The sequence below is a fragment of the Arthrobacter gandavensis genome (genome assembly GCF_039528575.1).
GTDB lineage: Bacteria > Actinomycetota > Actinomycetes > Actinomycetales > Micrococcaceae > Arthrobacter_B > Arthrobacter_B citreus_B.
Genome location: NZ_BAAALV010000002.1, coordinates 309,740 through 335,259 on the forward strand (window position 1 = coordinate 309,740; position 25,520 = coordinate 335,259).

General features: G+C 67.2%; 24 protein-coding genes and 1 tRNA gene. 19 read left to right on the top strand and 6 right to left on the bottom strand.

Features of this window, described 5'->3' with window-relative positions; genetic code table 11:
- The first annotated feature begins 88 nt into the window (after window positions 1-88).
- The 7 genes from ABFX29_RS04655 to ABFX29_RS04685 all read left to right on the top strand — a co-directional run bounded on the left by ABFX29_RS04655 (window position 89) and on the right by ABFX29_RS04685 (window position 6,360).
- Window positions 89-973: an amidohydrolase family protein gene (locus tag ABFX29_RS04655; RefSeq protein WP_152225265.1), complete on the top strand. Its 885-nt coding sequence runs from the start codon at window positions 89-91 to the stop codon at window positions 971-973.
- A complete protein-coding gene (locus tag ABFX29_RS04660; RefSeq protein ID WP_152225266.1) occupies window positions 970-2,145 on the top strand; it encodes an acyl-CoA dehydrogenase family protein in 1,176 nt (391 codons plus the stop codon). Before ABFX29_RS04655 ends, ABFX29_RS04660 begins: the two co-directional genes overlap by 4 nt.
- A 14-nt stretch (window positions 2,146-2,159) precedes the next feature.
- Window positions 2,160-3,626 carry an AAA family ATPase gene (locus ABFX29_RS04665; RefSeq protein WP_152225268.1) on the top strand — a complete coding sequence of 489 codons (1,467 nt, stop codon included), beginning with the start codon at window positions 2,160-2,162 and terminating at the stop codon, window positions 3,624-3,626.
- Window positions 3,627-3,693: 67 nt separating this feature from the next.
- Window positions 3,694-4,167 carry an RNA polymerase sigma factor gene (locus ABFX29_RS04670; protein WP_387011830.1) on the top strand — a complete coding sequence of 158 codons (474 nt, stop codon included), beginning with the start codon at window positions 3,694-3,696 and terminating at the stop codon, window positions 4,165-4,167.
- Window positions 4,164-4,763 carry a methylated-DNA--[protein]-cysteine S-methyltransferase gene (locus ABFX29_RS04675; RefSeq protein WP_152225272.1) on the top strand — a complete coding sequence of 200 codons (600 nt, stop codon included), beginning with the start codon at window positions 4,164-4,166 and terminating at the stop codon, window positions 4,761-4,763. Before ABFX29_RS04670 ends, ABFX29_RS04675 begins: the two co-directional genes overlap by 4 nt.
- Window positions 4,760-5,446, top strand: a complete 687-nt coding sequence (locus ABFX29_RS04680; RefSeq protein ID WP_152225274.1) for an alpha-ketoglutarate-dependent dioxygenase AlkB family protein — start codon at window positions 4,760-4,762, stop codon at window positions 5,444-5,446. The genes ABFX29_RS04675 and ABFX29_RS04680 overlap by 4 nt, the downstream gene beginning before the upstream one ends.
- Window positions 5,447-5,493: 47 nt before the next feature.
- Window positions 5,494-6,360, top strand: a complete 867-nt coding sequence (locus ABFX29_RS04685; RefSeq protein WP_275124632.1) for a DNA-3-methyladenine glycosylase family protein — start codon at window positions 5,494-5,496, stop codon at window positions 6,358-6,360.
- Between the two features lie 29 nt (window positions 6,361-6,389).
- On the opposite strand, the gene ABFX29_RS04690 is transcribed toward ABFX29_RS04685, so the two are convergent.
- On the bottom strand, window positions 6,390-6,773 hold the full coding sequence (locus ABFX29_RS04690; RefSeq protein WP_170287695.1) for a DUF1304 domain-containing protein: 384 nt from the start codon (window positions 6,771-6,773) through the stop codon (window positions 6,390-6,392).
- A 261-nt stretch (window positions 6,774-7,034) separates the two neighbouring features.
- Here ABFX29_RS04690 and pstS point away from each other — a divergent pair, with 261 nt between their 5' ends.
- From pstS to ABFX29_RS04705, 3 genes are all read left to right on the top strand, one after another.
- Complete coding sequence (pstS, locus tag ABFX29_RS04695) at window positions 7,035-8,150, top strand: phosphate ABC transporter substrate-binding protein PstS (RefSeq protein WP_152225280.1); 1,116 nt, start codon at window positions 7,035-7,037, stop codon at window positions 8,148-8,150.
- Window positions 8,151-8,316: 166 nt separating this feature from the next.
- Window positions 8,317-8,517 carry a hypothetical protein gene (locus ABFX29_RS04700; RefSeq protein WP_152225282.1) on the top strand — a complete coding sequence of 67 codons (201 nt, stop codon included), beginning with the start codon at window positions 8,317-8,319 and terminating at the stop codon, window positions 8,515-8,517.
- Window positions 8,518-8,614: 97 nt separating this feature from the next.
- A complete protein-coding gene (locus ABFX29_RS04705) occupies window positions 8,615-10,111 on the top strand; it encodes a mannitol dehydrogenase family protein (RefSeq protein WP_152225284.1) in 1,497 nt (498 codons plus the stop codon).
- Here ABFX29_RS04705 and ABFX29_RS04710 read toward each other — a convergent pair.
- The 3 genes from ABFX29_RS04710 to ABFX29_RS04720 all read right to left on the bottom strand — a co-directional run bounded on the left by ABFX29_RS04710 (window position 10,108) and on the right by ABFX29_RS04720 (window position 12,803).
- Window positions 10,108-11,511 carry an APC family permease gene (locus ABFX29_RS04710; protein ID WP_152225286.1) on the bottom strand — a complete coding sequence of 468 codons (1,404 nt, stop codon included), beginning with the start codon at window positions 11,509-11,511 and terminating at the stop codon, window positions 10,108-10,110. The genes ABFX29_RS04705 and ABFX29_RS04710 overlap by 4 nt on opposite strands.
- 277 nt (window positions 11,512-11,788) lie before the next feature.
- Window positions 11,789-11,865 (bottom strand) — tRNA-Met (locus ABFX29_RS04715).
- A gap of 80 nt (window positions 11,866-11,945) precedes the next feature.
- On the bottom strand, window positions 11,946-12,803 hold the full coding sequence (locus tag ABFX29_RS04720; protein ID WP_246167201.1) for a sugar-binding domain-containing protein: 858 nt from the start codon (window positions 12,801-12,803) through the stop codon (window positions 11,946-11,948).
- Between the two features lie 195 nt (window positions 12,804-12,998).
- Between ABFX29_RS04720 and ABFX29_RS04725 the strand changes: the two genes are divergently transcribed.
- From ABFX29_RS04725 to ABFX29_RS04755, 7 genes are all read left to right on the top strand, one after another.
- Window positions 12,999-14,378, top strand: coding sequence for an ABC transporter substrate-binding protein (locus tag ABFX29_RS04725; protein ID WP_152225290.1), 1,380 nt, complete (start codon window positions 12,999-13,001; stop codon window positions 14,376-14,378).
- Window positions 14,375-15,319, top strand: coding sequence for a carbohydrate ABC transporter permease (locus ABFX29_RS04730; RefSeq protein ID WP_055242366.1), 945 nt, complete (start codon window positions 14,375-14,377; stop codon window positions 15,317-15,319). The genes ABFX29_RS04725 and ABFX29_RS04730 overlap by 4 nt, the downstream gene beginning before the upstream one ends.
- A 2-nt stretch (window positions 15,320-15,321) precedes the next feature.
- The gene (locus ABFX29_RS04735; RefSeq protein ID WP_152225292.1) at window positions 15,322-16,212 is read left to right on the top strand and encodes a carbohydrate ABC transporter permease; all 891 of its coding nucleotides are present in this window, start codon (window positions 15,322-15,324) and stop codon (window positions 16,210-16,212) included.
- A complete protein-coding gene (locus ABFX29_RS04740) occupies window positions 16,209-17,222 on the top strand; it encodes an NAD(P)-dependent alcohol dehydrogenase (RefSeq protein WP_338079127.1) in 1,014 nt (337 codons plus the stop codon). The genes ABFX29_RS04735 and ABFX29_RS04740 overlap by 4 nt, the downstream gene beginning before the upstream one ends.
- Before the next feature lie 71 nt (window positions 17,223-17,293).
- Window positions 17,294-18,250 carry an AraC-like ligand-binding domain-containing protein gene (locus ABFX29_RS04745; protein ID WP_152225295.1) on the top strand — a complete coding sequence of 319 codons (957 nt, stop codon included), beginning with the start codon at window positions 17,294-17,296 and terminating at the stop codon, window positions 18,248-18,250.
- 110 nt (window positions 18,251-18,360) lie between these two features.
- Window positions 18,361-19,785: an aldehyde dehydrogenase family protein gene (locus tag ABFX29_RS04750; RefSeq protein WP_055242372.1), complete on the top strand. Its 1,425-nt coding sequence runs from the start codon at window positions 18,361-18,363 to the stop codon at window positions 19,783-19,785.
- 37 nt (window positions 19,786-19,822) lie between these two features.
- Window positions 19,823-21,346 carry a GMC family oxidoreductase gene (locus tag ABFX29_RS04755; RefSeq protein WP_152225297.1) on the top strand — a complete coding sequence of 508 codons (1,524 nt, stop codon included), beginning with the start codon at window positions 19,823-19,825 and terminating at the stop codon, window positions 21,344-21,346.
- A 95-nt stretch (window positions 21,347-21,441) separates the two neighbouring features.
- On the opposite strand, the gene ABFX29_RS04760 is transcribed toward ABFX29_RS04755, so the two are convergent.
- Complete coding sequence (locus ABFX29_RS04760) at window positions 21,442-22,011, bottom strand: TetR/AcrR family transcriptional regulator (protein WP_152225299.1); 570 nt, start codon at window positions 22,009-22,011, stop codon at window positions 21,442-21,444.
- Window positions 22,012-22,094: 83 nt separating this feature from the next.
- On the opposite strand from ABFX29_RS04760, the gene ABFX29_RS04765 reads away from it, so the two are divergent.
- Both ABFX29_RS04765 and ABFX29_RS04770 read left to right on the top strand, forming a co-directional pair.
- Entirely contained in the window at window positions 22,095-23,273 is a 1,179-nt protein-coding gene (locus ABFX29_RS04765; RefSeq protein ID WP_211372322.1) for an MFS transporter, read from the top strand.
- Between the two features lie 114 nt (window positions 23,274-23,387).
- The gene (locus ABFX29_RS04770) at window positions 23,388-24,626 is read left to right on the top strand and encodes a CynX/NimT family MFS transporter (RefSeq protein ID WP_152225301.1); all 1,239 of its coding nucleotides are present in this window, start codon (window positions 23,388-23,390) and stop codon (window positions 24,624-24,626) included.
- Here the strand turns inward: ABFX29_RS04770 and ABFX29_RS04775 are convergent.
- Window positions 24,623-25,438 (bottom strand): SMP-30/gluconolactonase/LRE family protein, encoded by an 816-nt coding sequence (locus ABFX29_RS04775; RefSeq protein ID WP_152225303.1) that lies wholly within the window; start codon window positions 25,436-25,438, stop codon window positions 24,623-24,625. The two genes, ABFX29_RS04770 and ABFX29_RS04775, sit on opposite strands and share 4 nt — an antisense overlap.
- Window positions 25,439-25,520: the final 82 nt, after the last annotated feature.

Sequence of the window (25,520 nt, forward strand, 5' to 3'; positions counted from 1 at the left end):
GCGGGAGGGAAAACCGTTGACTTTCTCAACTATTGTCGACAGGATGAGGTAAATCCGCTGGTCAGCTACAACAGGAAGTACCCCACTCATGGTTTACACACTCGGCCTCGACGTCGCGGCCCTGGATGCCATTGACACCCACGTCCACATTGAAGTGGATGATCACGGGCACAACGCCCTGCCCCAGCCGCTGGTTGACGCCGCGTCCAAGCATTTCAAGACGGACGGGCCGCGTCCCGGCCTGGACGAGATCGCGGCCTATTACCGGGAGCGGAAGACCGCGGCCGTTGTCTTCACCGTGGATGCTTCCAAGTCCCTGGGACACCCGCCGAACTCCAGCGAGGACATCGCCGAAGGTGCAGCCCGCAACAACGACGTCCTGATTCCGTTCGGCTCCGTGGACCCCACCTCCGGTACGGACGCACTTGCCCGCGCCAAGGTGCTGGCCGGGGACTACGGGGTCCGCGGCTTCAAATTCCACCCCACGGTGCAGAACTTCGACCCGAGCGACCGCGCTTTCTACCCCCTCTGGTCCCTGATCCAGGATCTGGGTGTTCCGGCCCTTTTCCATACCGGCCAGACCGGCATCGGCTCCGGTCTTCCCGGTGGTTTCGGGCTGAAGCTTGGCTTGTCCAACCCCATCCTGCTCGACTCCGTGGCCGCTGACTTCCCGGAGCTTCAAATCATCATGGCGCACCCCTCGGTCCCGTGGCAGGACGAGGCGATTGCCGTGGCCACGCACAAGGCCAACGTCTGGATCGACCTCTCCGGCTGGTCGCCCAAGTACTTCCCCGCGAACCTGGTGCGGCACGCCAACTCGCTGCTGCAGGACAAGATCCTCTTCGGCTCGGATTATCCGCTGATCACCCCCGATCGGTGGCGCCGGGACTTCGACGCCCTGGAAATGAAGGATGAGGTCCGGCCCAAGATCCTCAAGGAGAACGCCGTCCGGCTGCTCGGGCTGGACTCATGAGCGGGCTGTATTCCTCGGACCGGTACGGGTATTCCGAACTGCTGACCGGCCCCGAGCAGGAAGCGCTCGGCAAGCTCCGCGCCGTCCTGGACGAACAGGTCTCCCCGCTGCTGGCCGACTACTGGGAAGCGGGTGAATTCCCCGAACAGATCCGCCAGCCCCTGGTGGACCTGAACCTGATGGCCCCGGACGGCGCCAGTGACGGCCAGGGCCGCACCTCCGGGCTCTACGGCGGATTCCGCAACTTCGAACTGGCCCGCACGGATGCCTCCGTGGCCACCTACTACAACGCACAGTCCGGGCTGTTCCGCTCCACGGTGCTCCACGGCGGCAGTGCCGAACAGGCCGCCGACCTGGATCCCAAAATCCGCGCCTTCGAGTACACGGGTGTTTTCGCACTGACTGAACCGGAGCACGGATCGGACATCGCCGGCGGACTGGCGACGACGGCACGGCGCGACGGCGACAGCTGGATCATCAACGGAGCCAAGCGCTGGATTGGCGGAGCCGGAACCGCCGACGTGCTGGCGGTCTTCGCCCGCGATGAAGCCGACGGGCAGGTCAAGGCGTTCCTGGTTCCCAGGGACGCCCCGGGTGTCACGCTGACCAAGATCCTGCGCAAGACCTCGCTGCGGATGATGCAGAACTTCGACATTGAACTCCACGGCGTACGGGTTCCAGGTTCCGCCCGGCTGGAGAACATCAACTCCTTCAAGGATGTTGCGGCGTTGATGCGCCGGCTGCGCTCCGACGTGGCCTGGATCGCCGCCGGCATGCAGGCCGGTGCCTACGAGGCCGCCGTCCGGTACACCCTGGCCCGGGAACAGTTCGGCCGCCCGCTGGCATCCTTCCAGCTGACCCAGCAGAAACTCGCCACGATGCTGGCCAACCTAACGGCGTCCCTGGGGATGGTCGTGCGCCTGACCCAGCGCCAGGAAGAGGGGATCTTCCGGGACGAAGATTCAGCCATGGCGAAAATGTTCACGTGCACCTCCCTCCGGGAGACCGTCGCGCTGGCTCGCGAAGTCGTTGGCGGCAACGGGATCACGCTGGATACCGGCGTCGCACGTTTCCACGCGGACGCTGAGGCCGTCTACTCCTACGAAGGCACGCATGACATCAACGCCCTGATCCTGGGCCGCTCAATCGCCGGGGTGGGCGCCTTCCGCTGATAGGGTCTGCGGCCATGGAGAAAAACCTCGCCGCCTTCCTGGCCAGCTTCAACACCGCCGTCGAACTGGCCCAGCAGCAGCGTGCCGCGTCCTCGGACCGGCAGCGCCTTCGGGATGCCCTCAGCGAGCACCTCGGGCTGCCTGCCCAGGACGTGCCGATCGTGGTGGAATCGATTCCGTTCCACCGCTTTGCCGACGTGGACATTGCCATGGAACAGATAGCTGCCCAGGACCCGGAGAGTACGCTGATCGGCCTCGGCGGGGGACAGCAGCGCCAGCACCTCGGTCTGTCCGACATTGTGCAGGAGGAAGGCTACGGGTATATCCCGGTGGGCCAGCCGGACTTCGTCAACATTGCAGTCGGACCCGACAGCAGCCGGGAAGCGGTAGGCCTCGGTGTGCGGCTCTTCTCGCACGGCGGGGTCCCGGTAGCCGTCCTGCAGAGAAAGGGTGATCCGCAGACCGGCAGTCCCGACGTGCAGCTGGCCGTCATGGCGGCCGAGCGTCCCGCCGCGGCTGCTGTCCTGGCAGCCGTCCAGGAGCACCTGAGGGTCCACAGCATCCTGCGGGGCCAGGTTATCTCGCTTGGCTTCGATCCCTACGGGCCCGGCGGTGCAGGCGTGAATTTCCTGCAGCGACCCTCGCTCCCGAGGGACAAGGTGATCCTGCCCGACGGCGTCCTCGAGAGGGTCCGCAGCCACGTCCTGGGTATCGCCGGGCACCGGGGACGCCTGCAGGCCGCCGGCCAGCACCTCAAACGCGGAGTCCTGCTCTACGGCCCGCCCGGGACAGGGAAAACGCACACCGTCCGGCACCTGCTCAGTGAGAGTCCGGGCACGACGGCGGTCCTGCTCACCGGCGCTGCGCTCGGCGCCATCTCGCAGGCGGCGAGCCTCGCCCGCGCCATGGCTCCGTCCCTGGTGGTCCTGGAGGACATCGACCTTGTTGCCGAAGACCGGAGCATGGGCCACGGTCCACAGCCCCTGCTTTTCCAGGTGCTCGATGCCCTGGACGGTCTCGATGCCGACGCAGACATTGCGTTCATCATGACCACCAACCGGGTGGACATCCTGGAGCCCGCCCTGGCCCAGCGCCCCGGACGCGTGGACCTCGCCGTCGAAATCCCGCTGCCCGGTTCGGCGGACCGCGTCCGGCTCATGGAGCTCTACGCTCCCGCCGGCGTGTTCTCCCCGGGCGCCCTCGCTGCGGTGGCGGAACAGGCGGACGGGGCGACGGCGTCGTTCGCCCGGGAACTGGTGCGCCGTGCCATCCTCGCGGCAGCCGAAGCCGGAGAGGGTCCGGCCGACGGGCACCTTCTCGCGGCCGCGGCGGACCTGTCCGGGCAGCGCGAAGCCATGACCCGCTCACTGCTGGGCGGAACGGACCCATCCGCCGGTTTCACTGCGAACGGTGCGGGGCCTTCGCACGGCGTGCCCGCGCCCGGGCCCGGGATCGGCTGGGAGTACGGCCCGCTGAGATGACGTGATGGCGACGGCGGGGGTGCCCACCTCACAAAACACCGCTGCCGCGCGTTTACAGTATGTGGAAGTGAAACCGTTCGAAGCGATCGTCAGGGAACACGGAGCTGTGGTGCTGCGCGTCTGCCGCGCTGTCCTGGGACCGGACGACGCCGAGGACGCGTGGTCGGAGACGTTCCTCGCGGCGCTGCGCGCGTACCCCTCGCTGCCCCCGGGCGCGAACGTGCAGGCCTGGCTGGTGACGATCGCCAAACGCAAAGCGATTGACGTGCACCGGGCGGCTGCGCGCCGTCCGGTCCTGGTGCCCGAGCTGCCCGACCAGGCCGGCGCCGAGACGGCCGGCCCCGGGCAGCATGATGGGTTGTGGGCGGCACTCCGGACCCTGCCGCAGCGCCAGCGCGAAACCCTGGCCTACCATCACTTGGCCGGACTGCCCTTCGCGGAAGTCGCCGTCCTCCTGGACAGCACGGAAGCTGCGTGCCGGCGGGCAGCAGCAGACGGCATAAAGAAACTTCGAACCCTGGAAACGGAGGAACTGCGATGACGCCGGACACCCTGGCCGGACTCAGCACCGGTGAAGACGCAGCCCTTGCCCGCCTGCACACCCGGCTCACAAGTGCAGCGCAGGAGCAGGACCTGCTGGACGTCGCCTACACCGTGATGCCCTCACCGGTGGGTGAGCTGCTGCTCGCCGCGACCCCGGCCGGCCTGGTGCGGGTCGGGTTTGGAATTGAAGGGCACGACGCCGTGCTGGCGCAGCTGGCGCTGCGGGTGAGCCCGCGGATCCTGGAAGCGCCGGAACGCCTGGCCGAACCGGTCCGGCAGCTGGAGGAGTATTTCGCCGGGACGCGCAAGGTGTTCGACCTGGCGCTCGACTTCCGGCTGGCCACCGGGTTCCGGCGCACCGTCGTCGAGCATCTGCCGGATATAGGTTACGGTTCCACCGCCAGCTATGCGGCCCTCGCTGCCCTTGCCGGGAGCCCCGGGGCCGTCCGCGCGGCCGGCACGGCATGCGCCCGGAATCCGCTTCCGGTGGTGGTGCCCTGCCACCGCGTAGTCCGCTCGGACGGGAAGATCGGCAACTACCTGGGCGGCACCCAAGCCAAAGCCGCCCTTCTGGCGATGGAGGCTGCAGCATGACCGGAGCGCTGTTCCCCCGCGAACGCTCCGCACCCTCAGCAGGGGCTGTGCACGTACCCGGCTGGCTGGAACCGTCCCGCCAGCGCGAGATCGTCGAAGCGTGCCGGGCCTGGGCCGTGGGGCCGGTCCCCATGCGCTCCGCGGTGCTGCCCGGCGGGCACAGGATGTCCGTGCAGACGGTCTGCCTCGGCTGGCACTGGCAGCCCTACAAATACACGCGAACAGCCAACGACGCCGGCGGCGGCCGGGTCGCCGACGTCCCCGGCTGGCTGATCGAACTGGGCCGTGATGCCGTCCGCGCCGCGTACTTCGCAGAAGGGGAAGCAGGCTACGCGCCGGACATCATCGCCCCGGAGGATTACACCCCCGACACTGCGCTGATCAACTTCTACGCCCACGGCGCCCACATGGGGATGCACCAGGACAAGGATGAACGCTCCAGTGCTCCGGTAGTGTCCTTCAGCATTGGCGACACCTGCATATTCCGTTTCGGGAATACACAGACGCGCACCAAGCCCTACACCGATCTTGAGCTTGTATCGGGTGACCTGTTCGTCTTTGGCGGCCACTCCCGATTCGCCTACCACGGCGTACCCAAGACCCTTCCCGGCACGGCCGATCCGGAGACCGGCCTCGAATCGGGGCGGATCAACATCACCCTGCGGATGACCGGGCTCGAGTGACCGGGAAACCCGCGGAGCCAGCAGTGTCGAGGACCCACCTTGTGCCCGTGGCGGAGCCGTTTCCCTGGATTCCGCTGGTCCGCAGCCTCGCTGCCCATGCGGTCCCCGGGCTCGAATCCGTGCAGTTCGGCGGTACGGCCGCCTCGGTCTCCCGCCTGCTTCCGGCGCCAGGGGGCACGATGCTGGGAAGCCCGGTGCTGGTGGAGGTCGCCTTTGGCGCGCCGGGCAGTGTGACGGTCCGGTTTGCCGGCGGGGAGCCGGCGGACGACGATGCGGTGCTGGCCCGGCTGCGCAGGTGGCTGGACCTGGATGCCCCGGCCGCCGCCGTCGACAGCTTCCTCTCGGGGTTTCCTCTCCTGGCTCCGCTGGTGTCGGCGCGGCCGGGACTTCGGATCCCCGGAACCGTGGACGCGTGGGAAACGGCCGTGCTGACCGTGCTGGGACAGCAGGTTTCGCTGGCTGCGGCACGGACCTTCGGCTCCCGGCTGGTTGCGGAATTTGGCACACCCGGGCCTGGGGGTTTCCGGCTCTTTCCGTCGCCGCAGCGCCTGGCCGGGACCGGGGCGGACGAACTGCAGTCCGCCGTGCGGATCACCGGTTCCCGGGCAAGGACCATCCAGGCATTGGCAGCAGCAGTGGACGGCGGGCTCGAACTGGCAGGGACCGGTGCCGGTACCCGTGCCGACCTCCTCGCCCTGCCGGGAATAGGCCCGTGGACGGTGGATTACCTGGCGGTGCGGGCCGCCGGGGACCGGGACGCGTTCGTTCCCGGCGACCTGGTGCTGCGTCGGGCACTCGGCGTCGGAACCCCGCGTCAGGCCGCTGAACTCTCGGAACCGTGGCGGCCCTGGCGTGCCTACGCGCTATTTCATCTCTGGACCGCTGCGGCCTACGACGCCCCCGCACCCGCATAGCGAACGCCCTCCGGGCAACCGCTGGGGGCTCAGGAACCCATAAGGGCCAGCACCAGTGCAAAGAGTGCCGGAATGCCCCGGATCATCGCGATCCGTGCCAGCGGCCACCTGCTGGCCAGCAGCACCACGGAGGCCAGCACCATGCACGCTGTGGAAAAGCTGATGAGCGTCATGCCGGCCACGGGGTTGCCTACCCCCACGAGCAGCACTCCCAGCACTGCCCCGACGCCGAGGAACAGGTTGTAGAAGCCCTGTGTGTAGGCCAGCGGCTGGGTGGTCTGCGCATCATCGGAGGATGTGATTCCGTACACGCCCATGGTCTCCGGGACATTCCAGCGCAGGGACTCCAGCACAAAGAAATAGAAGTGGACGGCGGCGGAAACCAGGGTAAAAATAGCGGCAGCGACCAGCACGGAACCCCCTCGGGGCAGGGACCGCGCTGCCGTGCGCCTTTTCGGCGGGACGGTCCGCAGCGGTCCGCGGTCCGGCCAATCTTTGCACCTGGGCGTTGCCCGGCCAAGGGTGGGAGGCGCTCCCAGTTGGCGGTGGAGACTAATCGGCGGCTAGCCTTGAACTGGCGGCAGCACCGCTGTGCCCCTGGGCATGCCCAGCTGCCCGCCAAAACGCCGTTAACGCCGGTTGGCCCCAAGAACAGCCCCTAAAGGAGCACCTTCGTGCGCACTTCCCGTTCACTCCGCGCCCTGGCAGTTGCCGCCGCCGCTGCGCTGGCGCTAACCGCCTGCGGATCTGACTATCCCTTGGGTGAGGAGCAGCGCGAAGCGGCCGAGAACAGCACATCCACGCTGTCCGGCATCATCTCCGGCTCGGGCTCCACTGCCCAGGGCCCGGCCATGGATGCCTGGATTGGCGGCTTCCGGGTGCTGCACCCCAAGGTGCAGGTCCAGTACTCCCCGGACGGCTCGGGCGCGGGCCGCAACGCCCTGCTGGCGGGCGCGGTGCAGTTCGCCGGCTCGGACGCCTACCTGCAGGACGAAGAGCTGGGGGAAGCGCGTGAGGTCTGCGGGCCCGACGGCGCACTGGACATCCCGGCCTACATCTCCCCGATCGCCGTTGCCTTCAACCTGCCCGGAATCGAGTCGCTGAACATGGATGCGGACACGATCGCCAGGATCTTCCGCGGCGACATCGAATTCTGGAATGATCCGGCAATCGCAGCCCAGAACCCCGGTGTGAAACTGCCGGAAACCCGGGTCACGCCCGTCAGCCGCGCCGACGATTCCGGCACCACGGAGAACTTCACCGAATACCTGCACGAAGCCGCTCCCGAAGCCTGGCCGAATGACCCCTCCGGCTCATGGCCCGGAGGCCTTGGCGGCGAAAACGCGCAGGGCAGCGCCGGCGTGATCAGCACCGTCACCCGCACCGAAGGCTCCGTTGCCTACTCGGATGACTCTGTGGTGGATGACTCGCTGGGCACCGTGAACCTCAAGGTGGGAGAGCAGTACGTTCCGATCAGCGCCGAAGCCGCCTCGATCGCCGTCGAGCAGGCCACACGGGTCCCTGGGCGAAGCGACCATGACATTGCCCTGCACCTTGACCGCACCACCACTGCTCCCGGAGCGTATCCGCTGGTGCTGATCTCCTACCAGATCTTCTGCAGCGGCTATGAGGATGCCGACACCGTGGAGCTGGTGAAGACCTTCGGGCAGTACGTCATCAGCCCGGAAGGCCAGGAAGCCTCCGCCGAAGCGGCCAAGTCGGCGCCGATCCCGCAGGGCCTTGCAGAAGATGCCAAGGCGGCGATCGAGAGCATCACCACGCTTCCGTAGCTGCGGCGGACACCCCCCGCGAAGCTGAATACGGCCGCTGAGAAGGCGGTTTATCCCCCCGGCGAATATTCCCTGCCTGCCATCCTCGGCGGTCTTCGCTGGACCCCTTGCGCCCCTTTGTGGCCGGTGGCACCGTGGACTCACCGCGACGGAAAGGGGGCAAACCATGCAACCCATCAGGATCGAAAGATGGTGGCCGTATCTCGACACCACCGCCAAGCAGTGGCTGCGGGAGAACCTGCGGCAGGACGGGATTCCGCCCAAGGTTCAGGACCGGATTGCCGAAGCGGGAGGCCCCGTCATAGACCCCATTCTGGGTGTTCAGGACTGGGACTTCATCGAAACACAGTCTGAGCTGGTGGATTAGCCCCGCGCTCCGGCCATGTTTGCTCATTTGAGTGGAACTGTGATGCTCACATGATAAATTGAGCCGCACCTATCCGCTCGTCCCACAGGTGTGACCCATGAGCAAACTGAAAACCGAGTCCCTGGCCGGCCTCACCGAAGCCCTGGCCGTTCCGACCTACGACCGCGCCGCGGTACGCACCGGCATTGTTCACTTCGGGGTGGGCGGATTCCACCGCGCACACCAGGCCATGTACCTGGACCGGCTGATGAACGAGGGCAAGGCCCTGGACTGGGGCATCTGCGGGGTGGGTGTGCTGCCGCAGGACTCGGCGATGAAGGCGGTCATGGATGCCCAGGACTGCCTCTACACGCTGGTGCTCAAGAATCCGGACGGAACCCGTGAAGGTCGGGTCATCGGCTCCATTACCGAGTACCTGCTGGCTCCGGAGGACCCTGAAGCCGTCATCGCCAAAATGGCCTCACCGCAGACGCGGATCGTCTCCCTGACCATCACCGAGGGCGGGTACAACTTCCACCACGTCACCGGGGAGTTCGACGCCGGCAACGCGGGCGTGCAGGCGGACCTGGTTCCGGGGGCGGTCCCGGCTACGGTGTTTGGGCTGGTCACCGAGGCCCTTGCCCGGCGCCGCGAGGCAGGCACCCCGCCGTTCACCGTGATGTCCTGCGACAACATCCAGGGCAACGGCGACGTTGCCCGCCGAATGTTCACTGCCTTTGCCGACCTGAGGGATCCGGAGCTGGGGGAGTGGGTGCGCGCGAACGTGGCTTTCCCCAATTCGATGGTGGACCGGATTACCCCGGTCACCACGGATGCCGACCGGGACATGGTCGCGGAGGACTTTGGCGTCGAGGATGCCTGGCCGGTAGTCAGCGAGGACTTTGAGCAGTGGGTCCTGGAGGATCACTTTCCGCAGGGCCGCCCGCCGTTCGAGGACGCCGGCGTGCAGGTGGTGGGCGACGTCGAGCCCTACGAACTCATGAAGCTGCGGCTGCTCAATGCCAGCCACCAGGGCCAGTGCTACTTTGGCTACCTTGCCGGCTACCGGTACGCCCACGAGGTCTGCCAGGATCCGCTCTTCTCCCGCTTCCTGCTGGACTACATGGAACGCGAAGCCACGCCCACGCTCAAGCCCCTGCCCGGCGTCGACCTCGATGAGTACCGGCACAAACTCATCGAACGATTCTCCAACGAACACGTAAGGGATACCCTGGCCCGGCTCTGCGCCGAAAGCTCGGACCGGATTCCCAAATGGCTGCTCCCGGTGATCCGCGAAAACCTCGACGCCGGCGGCGAGATCCACCGCTCGGCAGCCATTGTGGCCAGCTGGGCCCGCTACGCAGAGGGAACCGACGAGCAGGGTGCGGAGATCGACGTCGTCGACCGGCTGCGCGAACCGCTGATGGCGGCCGCGGCACACAACCGCGAAGATCCGCTGGCCTTCATTTCCCAGCCCGAGCTCTTTGGTGACCTGGCCTCCAACGAGCGCTTCGTCGAGGCCTACACCCAGGCGCTGGCCTCACTGCACGACGCCGGTTCCCGCGCCACGGTCGAAAACCTCGTCCGCGGGCACGGGAACCGGGAGGGCGGCTAGCGCCGGGAAGCGTCCGCCGGTTCCTGGGCGTCAGCCGGCGCCGGGCGGGTGCTGGCCGGCAGGGCGGCGGCCACCGCAAACACGATCACCAGGGCTGCGCCCCAGATGATGGCAGCGAGGTTGCCGCCCACCAGGAACGGGAAGTTCCAGAGGGAGAGTGCCAGCACGCCGAGCAGGCCGATTCCGCCGGCCACAGCCGCGGCCCGCACCATGCCGGGAGCGGAGACTCCGCCGCCGCGCGTACCGAAGCCTACGATCGCGAAGCTGGTCAGGGTCATCATGACGATCACGCCGATGGCCCCTGCGCCGGAGTACCAGGTGTAAATCTCCAGTACCGGATCCAGCTGGGCCACGGCGGAGACCAGCACGACGGCGGCGGTCACGCCGGTAACCCAGAAGGAGGCACGCGAGGGTGCGCCGTGGGCGGGGTGGACGGCGGCCAGGCCGGCGGGCAGCACCCCGCGCTGGCCCAGGGTGAAGAGGTAGCGCGAGACGATGTTGTGGAAGGCCAGCATGCAGGCGAACATGCTGGTCACCACCAGCACCTGGACGATGTCCGTCATGATCGGGGCGAGGATTTCCCCGGCAAAGCCGACAACCACGCTGTCCGGGCTGTCCGTGGCCAGGGCCACGGCGTTGCCGGCCCCGAGGCCGCTGATGATCAGCCAGGAAGAGAGGATGTACAGCGCGCCGATGGACAGCACGGCGATGTAGGTGGCCCGGGGGATGGTGCGCTCCGGATCCTTGGCCTCGTTGCGGAACACCGCCGTCGCCTCGAAGCCGAAGAAGCCAAGGAAGGCGAACAGCAGGCCCAGGCCGGGTGCACCGGACATGGCTTCGGCCGGGCTGAACGGGAGGGCGGTGAGTTCCCGGCCGGAGAAGAGCACACCGAGGTCGATGGCCAGGACAGCAGCAACTTCCAGGACCAGGACGGCGCCCAGCACCTTGGCGGAAAGGTTGATGTCCCGGTAGCCCAGGAAGCCGACGACGGCGATCATGGCAGCAGAGATTGCCCACCAGGGGACCAGCACCCCGGTCCAGAGCTCAATCAGGTTTCCTGCCTGCACGCCCAGGTAGCAGGTCATCGAGACCGTCAGCAGGACGTAGGCGAAGAGCGCCAGTCCTGCGGTGCCGAGCCCGGCCCGGCGGCCGAACCCGCGGTCGACGTAGGAGTAGAAGGCGCCGGCATCCGGCACGTGGGGGGTCATCCAGGCGTAGCCGACCGAGAACAGCAGCAGGATGGCCGTGGCGGCCAGCACCATCAGGGGCATGCCGACTGATTCGGAGACGGTGAGGATGAGGGGGAAGTTGGCCGCGACAACGGTGATGGGGGCCGCAGCGGCGACCACCATCAGGACGATGCCGGGCACCCCCAGCCTGCGGGTCAGAGCGGTTTGCACAAGTTCTTCCTAACTATGGAATGTGGTGAAAAGAACCACGTGCATGTAGGAAGTACTCCTGCACCGCTGGGCTGCCGCATGGACAGGCGAGCCGTGGCTTCAGCCAACGTTCCCGATATTAGCCAAGGGAAGAATCCGGCTATCAATGCCGGCGAATATCCGCGTCACATCGCGTCAGCGATGAGTCCCAGATCACGTCCGCTTCTTTGGGTGGACGCAGAAGGCGGAGATGCAAAAATGGCCCTGATCCGGCGAACCGGTTCAGGACCATTTTCTTTGGTTGCGGGGGCAAGATTTGAACTTGCGACCTCTGGGTTATGAGCCCAGCGAGCTACCGAACTGCTCCACCCCGCGGCGTGCTTAGAACTCTACCGTACGCCTGCCGGAGGGACTAATCGCGTGGTCCGGGTCACTGGTTTGTGCGCGGGAACAGCTCACCGGCCGGAGAGGGCGACGGCCAGATCCTCATCGATGAGCAGCGTGGTCACAAACCCGGCGGCAAGCACCGCACGCACCGCATCGGCGCGGGCGGCCCCCTGCGCGACCGCCACCACCCGGGGAGTGCTCTGCAGCTGTTCGAGGCTGACGGCGAGCACCCGCTCATCCAGTTCCGAACGCACCGGCCGCCCGTCGGCGTCGATCAGCCTGCCGGAGCATTCAGCCACCGCGCCGGCCTCGGCCGCTTCGAGCTTGAGGTGGTTGTCCACGCGGTTCCAGACCGTGGATAGTCCAGGGACCCAGGCGCCCACGGCCACCACGGCGGCGTCGAGTGAGCTGGCCTTGGCAAGTGTGTCCGCAATCTCCGGCTGGCGGCGGAGGCTCTGTGCGGTCAGGGCGTTTTCCACCACCAGCGGAGCCCACAGCGGCCAGGTGGCAACGCCGTCGTGCCGGCCAAGGTTTTGGATCAGTTCCAGGGAATTGCCGCTGCCGGGAACTGGCAGGGCACCGGCCAGCTGGACGATGTTGCAGGGCGGCAGGTTGGTGACGTAGCGGGCCGCCAGGTCCAGCGTGCGGGACCAGGAAACCCCGATGCTGGCTCCCGGCGCGGCTGCCGACATGATTTCAGCCGCCGCATGCTGGGCCATTGTCTCGCGCGTTGCGCGGTCGTCAGCACCGGTGGGGCTGATGCGGACATGTTCGACGCCGAGGGCGGCAGCAAGGTGCTCCGGAGCAAGTTCTGCGGCTGCTTCCGGAAAGCGGACGTCAATGCGCACGATTCCCAGTGCGCGGGCCTCGTCCAGCAGGCGGGCCACCTGGAACCGGGAAATCCCGTAATCCTTGGCAATGTCCACTTTGGAGTGGTTGCTGAGGTAGTAATCCCGGCCAATCCTGGCTAGGAGCTCCTCGTGGGAGGCACCTGTTCCGGTAATGATTCGGCCCTCCCTGTTCCCGAACGAGCAATCCTTTGTTGCTCATTTGAGTCTATATGACTAGAGTCACTCCCCAAATGAGCGCAAGGAAAAATCTCAAATGAGCAAGGGTGACGTATGAGATCAGGACGCAGCCGGCCGGAGCGGCGCGGACGCACGGCAAGGCAGCTCGCAGCGGCCTCCGCGGCAGCAGCATTGGTGCTAACCGGCTGCGGCAGCGCTAATGCTGACGGACGCCAGGAGATCGTGGTGGCCATCGTCTCGAATCCGCAGATGACGGATGCCATCTCACTGCAGGACCAGTTCAAGGAAGAGCACCCGAACGTCGACGTGCGGTTCGTGTCCCTGCCGGAGAATGAGGCCCGTGCCAAGATCACCGCCTCGGTTGCCACCGGCGGCGGCGAGTTCGACGTCGTGATGGTGTCCAACTATGAAACGCCCATGTGGGCGGAGAACGGCTGGCTGACCAACCTGCAGGACTACGCGGACAACACCCAGGGCTACGATCCGGATGACTTCATTCCCAACATCCGCGAAGCGCTCAGCTACGAAGATGACCTGTACTCGGTCCCGTTCTACGGCGAATCAGCCTTCCTTGCCTACCGCCAGGACCTCTTTGACGAAGCCGGGCTCACCATGCCGGAACAGCCCACCTGGGAAGACATTGCCGGGTTCGCCGAGACCCTGCACAACCCGGACGACGGATTCTCCGGCATCTGCCTGCGCGGACTGGCCGGCTGGGGCGAGGTCATGGCCCCGCTGACCACCATGATCAACACGTACGGCGGCAGCTGGTTTGATGAGGACTGGAACGCCACCCTGGACAGCCCCGAAGTGAAAGCTGCCGTCACCGACTACGTGGACCTGATCCGCAATTCCGGCCAGCCCGGGGCGGCAACCAGCGGCTACGGCGACTGCCTGACCCGTTACAGCCAGGGCAACGCCGCCATGTGGTTCGATGCCACCGCCATGGTTTCCACCGTGGAAGACCCGGACTCCTCCCTGGTGGTCGGCAAGACCGCCTATGCCCCGGCGCCGGTCGAAAAGACCGATTCGGCGGGCTGGCTGTACTCCTGGTCCCTGGCCATCCCCTCCACCAGTGAGGAAAAGGACGCAGCGTGGGATTTCATCTCCTGGATGACGGACAAGGACTTCATCGAACTGGTGGGGGAGGAAATCAGCTGGGAACGTGTTCCCCCGGGCAGCCGGCTCTCCACCTATGAAATCCCCGAATACGCCGAAGTGGCACAGGCCTACGCCGAGCCCACGCTCTCCGCAATGGCCGGCGCCTCGCAGGAAACGTCCATGACGGGCAGCGTGCCCTATCCAGGACTCCAGTTTGTTGGCATCCCCGAGTTCCAGGACCTCGGCACCCGGGTGGCGCAGCAGATCTCCGCCGCTATCGCGGGCCAGAAAACCGTCGAGGAAGCGCTGGAACAGTCCCAGCGGTACGCGGAAACCGTCGCCGAGAGCTACCAGTCAGGAGAGAGCTCATGACCACGCTGGTAGAGCGGCACAACGCGAAGGCACGCCGCGACGTCGAGAAGCGGCAGTCCGGCGGAATGTCCCGGGCGGAAGGCTGGCGGCGGCGCGGACCGCTGCTGCCGGCGCTGATCTTTACGATCATCGTCACCCAGGTCCCGTTCCTGTTCACCATCTGGTACTCGCTGCAGAACTGGAACCTGCTCAATCCTGAAGGTGACAGGTTCGTCTGGTTCTCCAACTACGTGGAGATCTTCGCCGATTCAACATTCCGGCAGGCAGCCCTGAACAGCGTGATCTTCACCCTGGGCTGCGTGTTCTTCGCGATGATCCTCGGCATCATCTTCGCCCTGCTGCTGGACCGTTCCTTCGCCGGCCGCGGCATCGTGCGGACACTGCTGATCACACCCTTCCTGATCATGCCGGTTGCCGGCTCGCTGCTGTGGTCCGTGTCCATCCTGAACCCCAGCTACGGCCTGCTCAACTGGCTAATCGGCCTGGTGGGCATCTCCCCGGTGGACTGGACCTCCGCCCACCCGATCGCCTCGATCCTGATGTCCCTGGTGTGGCAGTGGACGCCGTTCATGATGCTGCTGGTCCTGGCCGGACTGCAGGCCCAGCCCAAGGACGTGCTGGAGGCCGCGCAGGTGGACGGGGCCGGCTGGTGGCGCACGTTCTTCTCCGTCACCCTGCCGCAGCTGCGCCGCTACATCGAGCTGGGTGTGCTGCTCGGCGCGATCTACGTGGTGAACACGTTCGACCAGATCTACCTGATGACCGCCGGCGGCCCCGGCACCGCCAGCGCCAACCTGCCCTTCTACATCTACCAGCGGGCCTTCCTCGGCTTCGACATAGGGCAGGCCGCAGCCATGGGCGTGGTGGTGGTGATTGCCACGATCATTGTGGCCACCTTCGCCCTCCGCCTGATCTTCCGCAGCTTCGACACGAAGGACTAGCCGTGGCCACCCAGACACCGCCGGCTCCGGCCGAACGCACCCCCGCAGTTCCCGGCACCCCGCCGCAAAGGCGCAAACCCAAGCCGCGCGCCGGGGCGTCGCTGATTACCGTCTTCACCTGGATCATTGCCATCGGGTTCTTCTCGCCGGTGCTCTGGATGGTACTGACCTCCTTCAAGCAGGAATCAGCGGCCGCCTCCAATCCGCCGTCGTTCTTCTTCACCCCCACCCTGGACCAGTACCGGGCGGTACTCGACGCCGGCGCCGGCAGCTACTTCGTGAACTCGGCGATTGCCACGGGAGTTTCAACCCTGCTGGTGATTATCCTGGCGGTCCCTGCGTCCTACGCCCTGAGCATCCGCCCGGTGAAACGCACCCAGGACGTGCTGTTCTTCTTCATCTCCACCAAGATGCTGCCGGTGGTGGCGGTGATCATGCCGATCTACGTGATTGCCGGGCAGTTGAAGGTCCTGGACAATGTCTGGACGCTGGTGGTGCTCTACACCTCCATGAACCTGCCCATTGCCGTGTGGATGATGCGTTCCTTCTTCCAGGAGGTTCCCTCCGAAGTGCTGGAGGCAGCGCAGATGGACGGCGCCGGCCTGCTGAAGACCCTGTGGCGGGTGCTGATGCCGATGGTGGCTCCGGGCCTCGCGGCGACGGCGCTGATCTGCGTGATCTTCGCCTGGAACGAGTTCTTCTTCGCCCTGAACCTTACGGCGGCTAAATCGGCCACGGTGCCGGTGTTCCTGGTTTCACAGATGACCAGCGAAGGCCTGTACCTGGCACAGCTGTCCGCTGCGTCCGTGCTCGCCTCCCTTCCCGTGGTCATTGCCGGCTGGGTCGCGCAGAAACAGCTGGTCCGAGGCCTGTCGATGGGAGCGGTCAAGTGAGCGGGTCGTCCACTATGCGCGTTTCGGTACTCGATGCCCCGGGCAAGCTCCGCCTCGAGGACAGGCCCGTGCCGGTCCCCGGCCCCGGTGAGGTACTCGTGCGGATCGCGTCCGTGGGGGTCTGCGGCTCCGATACGCACTATTACCGCGAGGGGCGCATCGGCAGTTTCGTCGTGGAATCCCCGCTGGTGCTGGGGCACGAGGCGTCCGGGCGGATCGAAGCGGTGGGCGACGGTGTTGACCCGGCCCGGGTGGGGCACCGGGTTTCACTTGAGCCCGGCATTCCGCAGCCGTACTCGAAACAGACACTGTCCGGGCATTACAACCTGGATCCCGACGTGCGCTTCTTCGCGACGCCTCCGGTAGACGGGACCTTTGCTGAATACGTTGTCCATCCGGCAGCCTTCAGCCATCCCGTCCCGGAGCACGTATCCGACGACGCCGCTGCCCTCCTCGAACCGCTTAGCGTTGCGCTTGCTGCCCGGGCAGCCGGCCAGGTGCAGCTGGGCGACAAGGTGCTGGTGGCCGGAGCCGGGCCCATCGGGCTGCTGGTTTCTGCCGTCTGCACGCTCGCCGGTGCCGACGTGACGGTGACGGATGTCCGTGCCGAACGGCTGGACGCGGCGGCCCGCTACGGCGCTGCACACACCTTCACCTCGGCCGATGCGCCCGAACCTGCCCCGGAGTATCAGGTCTTCGTCGATGCTACCGGCGCCGAACCCGCTGTGCTGTCCGGGATTCAGCGGCTGGCACCGCGCGGCCGCTGCGTGCTGGTGGGCATGGGGGCGGACACCATCGCACTGCCGGTTCCGCTGGTCCAGGGCCGTGAACTCACCATCACCGGGACGTTCCGGTACGCCAACACCTGGCCGCTCGCCGTTGACATCGCCTCCCGCGGGTTGGTGGACCTGGACGGGCTGGTCACCTCACGCCACGGGCTCGACGACGTCGAAGCAGCCCTGGTTGCCGGGGCCCGGGAAGGTGCGCTGAAGGCCGTCATCACGCCGTAACCCTGCCGCCCGACCTCAGCCCATGGTGATAGGTTCAGCTGAAACAGGCCGGCTCAGTGCGGAGGACAGGCATGGTCAAATCAGCGGACACGGCACCGGACGTAGCCCACGCGTCGAGTTTCCCGGAGTGGAAGAGACTCGTCTCCGAATCGTTCGTGCCGCTCGAAGCCACTCCGGTGGAGCCGGGCGCTGCGGCGTTCTCCGGTCGTCTGACCGGCCGCCGGCTGCGTGAGCTGGCCATTGTCCAGGTGGACGCCATGCCGCACTGCGTCGAGCGGACACCGGAGCTGATCAACGGGGCCGACGGCGGGTTCTACAAACTCAGCCTGCAGCTCTCCGGAACCGGGATCCTGGTCCAGGACGGCCGTGAAGCCGTCCTCGAACCCGGAGACCTGGCCATCTATGACACCGGCGCGCCCTACACCCTGACGTTCCACGAGCAGTTCACCACCCTGGTGCTGATGTTCCCGAAGCAGCTGCTCGGGCTGGCACCCGAGGACATGGCGGAGATGACCGCCGTCCGGCTGGGCCGCGGGCACCGGCTGGGCCGCGCCGTCGTTCCCTTCCTGACGCAGATCGGGCGGATGCTGCCCGAACTGGACGGCCCGATCGGGCACCGGCTGGCCATGAACACCGTAGATTTGCTCTCCACTCTGTTGGCGGATGAGGCCCACGCGCTTCCGGACGCGGAAGCCGGCGGCCAGGAGCGCCTGCTGCGCCGGGTGCAGCACTTCATCGACGGGCAGCTGGCGAACCCGGACCTGTCCCCGGGGTACATCGCGGCCGCGCACTTTATGTCCGTCCGCAGCCTGCACAAGCTCTTCGAGGACTCCGGCACCACCGCTGCTGCGTGGATCCGCGCCCGGCGCCTGGACGGTGCCCGCCGGGACCTCGCGGATCCGCTGCAGGCAGACGTTCCCGTCGGGGCTATCGGTGCGCGGTGGGGGCTTCCGGATCCGGCGCACTTCAGCCGGGTGTTCCGTGCGGCGTACGGGCAGTCGCCGTCGGCGTACCGGGCAGGCCGCTGAGAACCCGTGCACGGTTAGTCAACTGGCGCACGCGCAAAGCCAAGCAATAAAGCGTGACCTGGCACACAGTGGGATGAGCGATCCGTCCCGCCGTTTGCAAAGGAGCAATCATGCACACCACCGAATCCCTCACCAGCTTCCAGGACCTGCTGGGTGCCATTCCGGCAGCGCCGGAGTCCCGCGACATCCTGGACCCGGCTACCGGCGAGGTGGTCGCGGCCGCTCCCGTCCACACGCTTGCAGACCTTGAGGCTGCCGTTGCCTCCGCGCGCCTGGCCCAGCCGGAATGGGCCGCCCTCGGCCACGCCGAACGCTCCGCGTACCTGCTCAAGGCAGCCGACGCCGTCGACGCGGCCGCCGAAGGCCTGGCCGAACTGCTCTCCCGCGAACAGGGCAAGCCGCTGAACGGTCCCAACGCCCGCTTCGAAGTGGGCGCCTGCGCCGCCTGGCTGCGCGCCACGGCGTCGTTCGAACTCGAACCCGAGGTGCTGGTGGACGACAACAGCGGCCGCGCGGAACTGCACTACCGTCCGCTGGGCGTGGTGGGTGCGATCGGCCCCTGGAACTGGCCCATGATGATCAGCATCTGGCAGCTCGCCCCGGCCCTGCGGATGGGCAACACCGTGGTCATGAAGCCCTCCGAATACACCCCGCTCTCCGTCCTCGCCCTGGCCGCGGTCCTGAACCAGGCGCTGCCCGCGGGCGTGCTGCACGTGGTTTCCGGCGGCCGGGACGTGGGCGAGGCCCTGGCCGGGCACGCGGACATTGACAAGGTCATGTTCACCGGCTCCACCGCCACCGGCAAGGCGATCATCCGCTCCTCCGCGGACACGGTGAAGCGCCTGACCCTCGAGCTCGGCGGCAACGACGCAGGCATTGTGCTGCCCGACGCCGATCCCGCCGCGATCGCCGAGGACCTGTTCTGGGGTGCCTTCATCAACACCGGCCAGACCTGCGCGGCGCTGAAGCGCCTGTACGTGCACGAGGACATTTACGACGCCGTCGTCGATGCCCTGGCCGGCGTCGCGAACGCCATGCCGATGGGTGTGGGGCTGGATGAAAACAACGTCCTGGGCCCGCTGCAGAACAAGGCACAGTTCCAGATCGTCGCGGACCTGGTCCAGGCCGCGAAGGACGCCGGTGCGCGGATTGTCACCGGCGGAAACCCGCAGACGGACCAGCCCGGCTACTTCTACCCCGCAACCCTCGTGGCGGACATCGACAACGACAATCCGCTGGTGGCGCAGGAACAGTTCGGTCCCGCCCTGCCGATCATCCGCTATTCCACTGTGGATGAGGCAGTAGAGATGGCCAACGCCCTGGACGTGGGCCTCGGGGCTTCCGTCTGGTCCTCGGACAAGGACGCGGCCCTGGCCGTCGCTGCCCGGATCGAAGCCGGAACCGTTTGGATCAACAAGCACGGCGCCGTGGATCCCCGGATGCCGTTCGGCGGCGCCAAGCAGTCCGGCTACGGCCTCGAATTCGGCGTCGAAGGCCTCAAGGCCCTCGGGGCCCCGCAGGTCCTCAGCTACTAACTCCACCGTCAGAACGAACGAAAGCAACGAAGCTTCCATGGAAACCGAATACCTTGTGATCGGCGCCGGTTCAGCCGGCAACGTCGTCGCCCGCCGCCTGCTCGACGCCGGCAAAAAAGTCACCGTCCTCGAAGCCGGGGACCAGGACACCAACCCGGACATCGCCCACCTGAACACCCTCGGCGCGCTCTGGCACAGCCCGCAGGACTGGAACTACTACACCACCGAGCAGGCCGGAGCCTCGGGCCGCCGCATCCATCTGCCCCGCGGCAAGGTGATGGGCGGATCGCACGCCCTGAACGCGTCCATCTGGGTTCGCGGAGACCGCTGGGACTACGACTCCTGGGCTGATGCGGGGTGCGAGGGCTGGTCCTGGGAGGATGTCCTGCCCGTGTTCAAGCAGATTGAAAACTACGACGGCGGTGCTTCCGAAACGCGCGGTACCGGCGGCCTGCTGGACGTGGTCCAGGACTTCCCGCGCAATCCCGTCCAGGAGGACATGCTGGCCGGTGCGCAGGAGATCGGCCTGGAGCTGAACCCTGATTACAACTCCGGCAGTGTCGAGGGTGTCTCGCGGATGCAGCTCAACGTCCGGGACGGGAAGCGGTTCAACACCTGGCATGCCTACCTGAAGCCGGTCATGGACCACGCGAATTTGACTCTGGTGACCGGTGCCCATGTGCGCCGGCTGCTGGTGGAGGACGGCGTGGTCCGCGGCGTCGAATACGAACTTGGCGGGGAACTGCAGACGGCCCTCGCGGGGGAGACCATCCTGTGTGCGGGTGCGATCAACTCGGCCGAGCTGCTGCTGCGCTCTGGGATTGGCCCGGCCGCGGAACTGGAGGCCGCCGGCGTCGAACCCGTCCTGGACCTGCCCGGGGTGGGCAAGAACCTGCAGGACCACCTGCTGGCCCCGGTCATCTTCTCCGCCGGTGCCCGCCCCGTGCCGGACGGCGAGGTTGCCCCTGCCGAAGTGCACATGTTCGCCAAGTCCCGCCCGGAGCTGCCGGTGCCGGACACCCAGCCGATCTTCTTCTCCGTGCCGATGTACTCGCAGGATTATGCGGGCGGCGAGATGACCGGCCCGGAAAACGGGTTCTCCATGCTCGGCGGGCTGGTGCGTCCGGCGAGCCGCGGCGAGATCACGCTCACCGGACCGTCGCCGGAGGATCCGCTGCGGATCGACCTGGGTGCGCTCAGCGAGCAGGCCGACGTCGATGCACTGGTGGCATCGGTGCGGCAGTGCCGGGAGATCGGCCGGTCCGAGGCGCTGGCCAACTGGGAACCCAAGGAACTGCATCCCGGCCCCGCAGTCTCAGACAGCGACGAAGACCTGGCCCAGTATGTGCGCGACTCCGTGGTCACCTACCACCATCAGGTTGGCACCTGCCGGATGGGTACTGACGACCTCGCCGTCGTCGATCCTGCTGACCTGACGGTGCGCGGGCTGTCCGGAATCCGAATCGCCGACGCGTCGGTTATGCCTATGGTTCCCACGGGCAACACCAACGCTCCCACAGTGATGATCGCCGAGCGTGCTGCGGGGATGATCCTGGGCTAGTTCCCTTATTTCCGACCCCCGTCGAGGGGCCAGTTACGGCCGGTTTGAGCGCTCAAACCAGCCGTATAACTGGCCTCTCGATTGATGATCCTCGGTTAGTAGGCGGCAGCTGCCGCAGCAGCCACCCGCCGGCCGGCAGAAATCGGGTCCGCCGGGCAACCACGCAGGTACGCGGCAAGCGTGCCGTTGTAGGCCAGCACGACGTCGTCGGCCAGCTCCGCGGCGTGGTTCCCAGCCAGCGGCTTGGCAAAGTGGCGCAGCCTTTCGGTCAGCAGCGCCGTGTCCGCGGCGAGGACGGCAGATATTTCATCCCCGGCGTCGGGCAGTTCAGTGGCAGTAGCGAGGAAGGCGCACCAGCGGGCCGCCGCCTGCCGCCCCCGAAAGGCGGCCAGGGCATCGAAGACGGACAGCAGCCGGTCCAGGTCGCTCCCGGCGTTGACCGCGCACTCGTCCCAGACGGACTGCCATTCGGCGAGGCGGACGCGCAGTGCCTCTGCCACAAGTCCGTCCTTGCTGCCGAAATGCGAATAGAGGCTGGCAGCGGACACGTTGGCAGTGCGCAGCACTTCGTCCACGCCGGTGGCGCGGATACCCCGGCGGAAGAACACGTCTTCAGCTGCCGCGAGCAGCCGTTCGCGGGCGGGGAGTTTCGCTCCGGTGGTCATGCGGTAACTCTAACCAGCCTTGATCCACAACGATAGTTCTGCTCTACTGTAACGATCGTTCTGGTCGAAGGGGAGGGGCTGCAATGCGGTGGAAGCTGGTGGCCAGCGGTCTCGCCCTCATAGCGGCCACCTACGGGCTGGCCCGCTTCGGATACGGCCTGTTCCTGCCCCGTTTCGCCGAAGCCTTCGACATGGGTCCCGGCCTGTCCGGAGCGATCCAGGCCGGAAGTTTCCTTTCCTACTGCGTAACTGCTTTGCTCGCGGCCCGGCTGGGATCCCGGCCCCGGCTGGTGATCGTGCTGGCCGGGGCAACAGCTGCGTTGGGTGCCGCGGGCGTCGCCGCCGCTCCGAACGCGGAAGTCCTGGCGGCCGCAGTGGTCCTCGCCGGAGCCGGGGCAGGCTTTGCCACGCCCGGACTCGTGACCCTCATCGAATCCAATGTGGAGTCCCGGCGGCAGGAGAATGCGCAGACCATCGTGAATTCGGGGACGGGCGCCGGCCTTGTGGCGGCCGGGTCGCTCCTGATCCTGGTGGGCAGCCACTGGAGGCTCGGCTGGGCGGCGATTGCCGCCGTCGTCATCCTGGCGACCGGTGCCACGCTGCGGTCCGACCGGAAGAAGAAGCCGGCGGCCCCGGCCCCAGCCCCGGGCAGAAAGGAACTGGTGCTGCTGGGCCGGCCCCTCGTTGCTGCTGGCCTGGCGGGTGCGTCAAGTGCCGCAGTCTGGACCTTCGGCCGGACTGTTCTGGCGGAAGGAAGAGAGACTGAGCTTTACTCCATCGGTGCGTGGATGGTTCTCGGAGCCTTTGGGGTGCTCGGGGCAGGAGCAGGAAGAATCGTACAGGCGTGGAGCCTGCGCACGGCATGGACGGTGACCACCCTCCCGATGGCCGGAGCAACCATGCTGATGGGTGCATTTCCCGGGACAGCGGCGGCCGCCTACGCTGCCGCGGCGCTGTTCGGAGCCAGCTACATTGCGATGAGCGGGGTGCTGATCGTGTGGGCGTCCGGATTGTGCCGGAGCAGGCCTCCGCCGGAACGGTTGCCCTCTTTATTGCGCTCGCCGTGGGCCAGGCCGCCGGATCAGTCGGCCTTGGGGCCGTGCTCGCGCCGGATGCGCCGGTGGGAGCCTTCAGCCTCGCCGCCGCCGTCGGGGTTCTTGCCGTCTTCCCCGCCTGGATCCGTGGATGCGCCGCTCCCAAACATTCGGACGACACCGTCTCCATTCCATCGAGATGACAGAAACTGTCCGATACCGCGCTGATACGGGCAGTTTCTGTCATCTCGACGGGGAGGTTTTGGTCCGGCCACAGAATTGCTCGTACCGTTGTCCTGCGAACGTACGGGGCTTGTCCTCGGGGGAGAGGACACCGGAGACATGAGCAACACCGCCACAGCGATCCAGGCGCCGGAACGCACCGCACCGCCGAAGGCCCCCACCCGGCGCAGCGCCGGCATCCTGCTGGCCGTCTGCATTGTGCTGATCGGCCTGAACCTGCGCACCGTCTTCTCCAGCTTCTCTGCCATCCTTCCCGAGATCACCGAAGCCTCCGGCATGCCCGCGGCCCTGGTCAGCGTGCTCACCACCGGCCCGGTGCTGCTGCTGGGCCTGGTGGCTCCCGCTGCGCCCGTGCTGGCCCGGAGACTGGGGATTGAGCGCACGATCCTCGCCGCGATGGTGGTCCTGGCCGCCGGACTCGCGGTCCGCGGCACCGGCGACTTCACCGCCATGGCCGCCGGAACCATCGCCGCCGGGGCGGGCATCGGCGTCGTCAACGTCCTGCTCCCCACCCTGGTCAAGCGCGACTTCCAGCACCGGCTGGGCCTGATGAGCGGCCTGTACACAGGCTCGATCTGCGCCGCAGCCGCGCTGGGCGCCGGCTTCACCCAGCCCTTGCTGCAGGCCACCGGCTCCTGGCAGGACGCGCTCGCGTTCTGGACCCTGCCGGCAGCGCTGGTGGTACTGCTCTTCGCGCCGCTGGCACTGCGCCGCGGCCGCACCCCGGCGGACAGGACCAACGACGCCGGCCCCTCGGTCTGGCGCTCACCGCTGGCCTGGCAGATCACCGGATTTATGGCCCTGCAGGCCATGATGTCCTTCAGCGTTTTTGCGTGGCTGGCCCCGATCCTGCGGGAACGCGGAATCGACGGCGCAACAGCAGGCTACGTGGTGGCAGGTTCGATCGTGGTGCAGGTCCTTGGGTCCTTCCTGGCTCCTCCGCTGGCCGCCCGGCTGCGCAGCCAGGGCTGGCTGAACGCATTCATCGCGCTCCTTACGGGCGCCGGTTTCGCCCTCACCATCCTGGGCCCGCTGGATCTCGTCTGGCTTTGGGCCGTGATGCTCGGCGTCGGGCAGGGCAGCCTGACGGCGCTGGCGCTGACCATGATCGTGCTCCGCACCCATGACGCCGCCACCGCGGGCCGGGTGTCTGGAATGATGCAGTGCATTGGCTACGGCGTGGGCTCCTCCGGAACCCTGCTCGTGGGTATCCTGCACACGGCTTCGGGCTCCTTCACACCCGCAGCGGTGATGTTCCTGCTGATCGGTTCTGCCGCGGCGGGCATGGGCTTTTTGGCCGGGCGCGCGCGGTTCGTCGGCGGTTCCCGGCAGGACTAGGGCAGGACCTCTGACAGGGCTGCTGTGAGGGTGCAGCCGTCCAGCGGCCCCGGGTCTGAGAGGCCGGAGGCGGCGCTGGTGACCAGCACCAGGTCCCCGGTGACCAGCACGCTGGTGGGCTGCCGGACCGGCACCGGCACGGCGGCCAGGCGTTCGCCGTTTTCGGAGTACACGTCAAGCCGCGCAGCGCCCCAGACCGCGCTCCAGATCCGTCCGGAAGGGTCCACGTGCATGCCGTCCGGGTTTTCTCCCGGCGCCCGGGCGAACTCCTCCGCTGACCCGGGATTCGCCGTCGTCGTCCGCAGGATTATTCCGGCGTCGGTATCCGAAATCAGCACGCTGTGTCCGTCCGGCAGGAACAGCGGCCCGTTGGGAATGGGGATGCCGCCGCGCAGGCGCACGACGGCACCGCTCGCCGGGTCCCAGCGCCACACCGCGCCGTCGGGGTCGGAGCCGTCGTGGACCATGGTGCCGAACCAGAGCGACCCGTCCGGTGCAAAAGCGCCGTCGTTGATGCGGTAGCGCGCCGGGTCCAGTCCCGTGTCGGCCAGCGGAACAGACGTGCCGTCAGAGAGCAGCTCGACGACGCCGGTGCCGGCAGCGCCGATCAGCCGCCCGGAGGAATCCTGTTCGGCGAAGCCCAGGGGTTCGGCGAGGCGGTGGGTGAGCACCGGAGCGCCGCCGCCTGGGGCCCAGGCATAGAGTTCCCCGTTGACCAGGTCCACCCACCGGGCGCCGTTGGGCGTACGCCGCAGCCCTTCACCCAGTTCCAATGCGGAAGTGCTTACGGGAATCCACGGCGTCTGGTCCATGCCTGCCTCTCAGGGGAGTTGTGGTGTGGAAGTAATCTACCGGACCCGCCTGCCGCGGACGGTGGACGTGGTGCTAATCTCG

Excerpts from the sequence above, each read along its gene's own strand:
- ABFX29_RS04655 (WP_152225265.1), top strand. The coding sequence starts at position 89 with ATGGTTTACACACTCGGCCTCGACGTCGCGGCCCTGGATGCCATTGAC.
- ABFX29_RS04725 (WP_152225290.1), top strand. The coding sequence starts at position 12,999 with ATGAGATCAGGACGCAGCCGGCCGGAGCGGCGCGGACGCACGGCAAGG.
- ABFX29_RS04765 (WP_211372322.1), top strand. The coding sequence starts at position 22,095 with ATGCGGTGGAAGCTGGTGGCCAGCGGTCTCGCCCTCATAGCGGCCACC.
- ABFX29_RS04755 (WP_152225297.1), top strand. The coding sequence starts at position 19,823 with ATGGAAACCGAATACCTTGTGATCGGCGCCGGTTCAGCCGGCAACGTC.
- ABFX29_RS04770 (WP_152225301.1), top strand. The coding sequence starts at position 23,388 with ATGAGCAACACCGCCACAGCGATCCAGGCGCCGGAACGCACCGCACCG.
- ABFX29_RS04750 (WP_055242372.1), top strand. The coding sequence starts at position 18,361 with ATGCACACCACCGAATCCCTCACCAGCTTCCAGGACCTGCTGGGTGCC.
- ABFX29_RS04680 (WP_152225274.1), top strand. The coding sequence starts at position 4,760 with ATGACCGGAGCGCTGTTCCCCCGCGAACGCTCCGCACCCTCAGCAGGG.
- ABFX29_RS04705 (WP_152225284.1), top strand. The coding sequence starts at position 8,615 with ATGAGCAAACTGAAAACCGAGTCCCTGGCCGGCCTCACCGAAGCCCTG.
- ABFX29_RS04660 (WP_152225266.1), top strand. The coding sequence starts at position 970 with ATGAGCGGGCTGTATTCCTCGGACCGGTACGGGTATTCCGAACTGCTG.
- ABFX29_RS04665 (WP_152225268.1), top strand. The coding sequence starts at position 2,160 with ATGGAGAAAAACCTCGCCGCCTTCCTGGCCAGCTTCAACACCGCCGTC.
- ABFX29_RS04745 (WP_152225295.1), top strand. The coding sequence starts at position 17,294 with ATGGTCAAATCAGCGGACACGGCACCGGACGTAGCCCACGCGTCGAGT.
- ABFX29_RS04675 (WP_152225272.1), top strand. The coding sequence starts at position 4,164 with ATGACGCCGGACACCCTGGCCGGACTCAGCACCGGTGAAGACGCAGCC.
- ABFX29_RS04760 (WP_152225299.1), bottom strand. The coding sequence starts at position 22,011 with ATGACCACCGGAGCGAAACTCCCCGCCCGCGAACGGCTGCTCGCGGCA.
- ABFX29_RS04775 (WP_152225303.1), bottom strand. The coding sequence starts at position 25,438 with ATGGACCAGACGCCGTGGATTCCCGTAAGCACTTCCGCATTGGAACTG.
- ABFX29_RS04730 (WP_055242366.1), top strand. The coding sequence starts at position 14,375 with ATGACCACGCTGGTAGAGCGGCACAACGCGAAGGCACGCCGCGACGTC.
- ABFX29_RS04700 (WP_152225282.1), top strand. The coding sequence starts at position 8,317 with ATGCAACCCATCAGGATCGAAAGATGGTGGCCGTATCTCGACACCACC.